General features: G+C 29.6%; 1 protein-coding gene and 2 pseudogenes. 1 reads left to right on the forward strand and 2 read right to left on the reverse strand.

Features of this window, described 5'->3' with window-relative positions:
• Window positions 1–186: 186 nt before the first annotated feature.
• Window positions 187–617: pseudogene (locus tag ACFWDE_RS30365) on the forward strand (GNAT family N-acetyltransferase).
• Window positions 618–986: 369 nt separating this feature from the next.
• On the opposite strand, the gene ACFWDE_RS30370 reads toward ACFWDE_RS30365, so the two are convergent.
• A complete protein-coding gene (locus tag ACFWDE_RS30370) occupies window positions 987–2,060 on the reverse strand; it encodes a BC_2427 family protein (protein ID WP_377896381.1) in 1,074 nt (357 codons plus the stop codon).
• Window positions 2,061–2,187: 127 nt separating this feature from the next.
• Window positions 2,188–2,277 (reverse strand): annotated as a pseudogene (locus ACFWDE_RS30595) (CsxC family protein); the annotation flags it as partial.

Here is a 2,277-nt window from a genome sequence, read left to right on the forward strand (position 1 = left end):
AATATAAATAGTACTTTTAAATTATATACGTAAAACTTAAATGAAGAAAGGAAAACACTTTATATTGTATGCACTATTCTTCAAAACTTGAACTGTTAATAAAAATCATTCCATTCAAACCACTTTTTTCCTGATATTATATTATGTATAACAGAAATAGTAAAAGTTTTCTGAAGGAGGATACATATGAGTATTCAACTGGCTACATCAAATGATTTAGAATGGATTAATAATCAATATGAATCGATAGGGTTTGTACGAAGTGATTTAAAGCGGGATACAGTTGCGATCATTACATACAACAATGCGTACGCGGGTGTTGGACGTTTAGTCCAAATAGATGAAGATACTATTGAAATGGGTGGGATTTTTATTCTCCCTAAATTCAGGGGTCTACAATTAGCTGGAGAACTTGTCTCATTTTTAGTACAAACTGCGAAAAAATTACAAATACAAAATGTGTATTGTCTTCCTTTTGAAGAACTAGAAAGTTTTTATAAAAAATATGGCCTTACTGAAGTTAATACTACGAAAGAAGTTGTCCACCAATTATTCTAAAAAAATATAATTGGTGTTTGGAAAATTACGATAAACATGTTTTACTATTTAAGTTGTGAGTTTTGTAAAAAAGGAGTGAATATACTTTATATTACACCCTAGGTTATAAGATGTAATTATCTATGTTATTTAATTAGCTTCATTAATCAAACAACATGTACGCCAATTTTATGTCCGTTTTAAATAAGTGTTAGCAAGAACGTTTACAAACTTGTTAGCACTTTTTTAAAACATAAACCTGAAGAAATTCATACAATTAAGTAACTATCCTAGCTAGCAACAATATCATCCTTCATAAATATGAAAATGAATTCATTGTGGATAAAACGTTTGGAGGATATTCTAAAGCACTAAATGATTTACAAAAGATTACGCCTTGGTACCCATTGAATAAAAATAATGAGCTAATCAAGGGAATATAATCATTTTTATGTAATTCGCACTTGCACTTCCTGTTCTTGTATCACTTGAATGATTAATTCTAATACAATATTTTGTACTAACTGATATACATTATCATGAAATGTACTTTGTTCTGATATGTATTCAATACATTGATATATATATCCTTCTACCAATAAGCTCCCTTTTTCAACTGTAAATTTATTTTGTCCATTCTTTTTTACTTTTGGTACTAAAAATTCGGTTTTTGTCAAAACAATCTCCTGTTCCACCTCTTTTATTGCTATGACTTTTTCTGTAAATACCACTTTTTCTCGTAAACTAATTTCACCTTTATATCTTCCTATTTCTATTGGTAGTCTGGCTGTTACATAATTATTTACTTCACCCCCATTTTCACTCTCTAATATTATACTGTGGATAGGTATCCATGTAGATGTCTCTACCCGATTCTCTTCAATATTCCCTTTGACTTTTTGATTATATAATTCAACAAGCACTCTCTTTTCATGAAGATTTAAAGAAACTAATTTACAATAAGCCTCCGAATGATGCTGTTGCACTGTAGCTAATAACTTAGAATCTAATTCACGCCCCTCCGCATCTTTTTCATTTCGAAATACAAATGCATCTTGATTTTTCACATTTACTTTTGGAAACACTTTAAAGCTAGACACTTCTGAAATAATAGAAAATGGAGTTTTCACTACCATTGAATGCACTGAAGTCTCTATTTTCGATCCTAAATCTATACTTTCTCTCTTTGATTCAATTTCTTCATTTTTTTGCTCTGATTCATTTGCCACTTCTTCTTTCCCTAATCCAATCACTTTATTTTCTTTTGCTGGTTCAGTCTCTTCACTTTCTTTCTTTGATTCAATTGCTACTTCTTCTTGCTCTAATTCTCTTTCTTCATATTCTTTTGCTGATTCAGTTTTTTCACTTTCTTTCTCTAATCCAATTACTTTATCTTCTTTTTTTGACTCTGTTTCTTTACTTTTCTTTTTTTCTCTTATTTCACGCGAATCATCTTGAGCATTCAGCATTTTCCCTTTGTAAACTTTGTTCCATATTTCTTTACCAACCCATGGCTTATCCATCACCATCCCCCCATCTGATGAAATCCATAAAAATATATTATTTGTACGCGACCATTTCATCATTATATATGTTTTATAATAATAAAAAAGACATTTTCTTTTTAATAAAGACAATGCTTTTTTAGTTTTATACTTGTACTTGTTGTACTTGTAAAACTTTTAAAGTAAGGTCTAGTACAATTTTTTCACGAAGAGTTCCAAATGGCTCGTTTAATTC

Origin of the sequence: Bacillus sp. NPDC060175 (genome assembly GCF_042728695.1) — a bacterium.
Taxonomy (GTDB): Bacteria; Bacillota; Bacilli; order Bacillales; family Bacillaceae_G; genus Bacillus_A.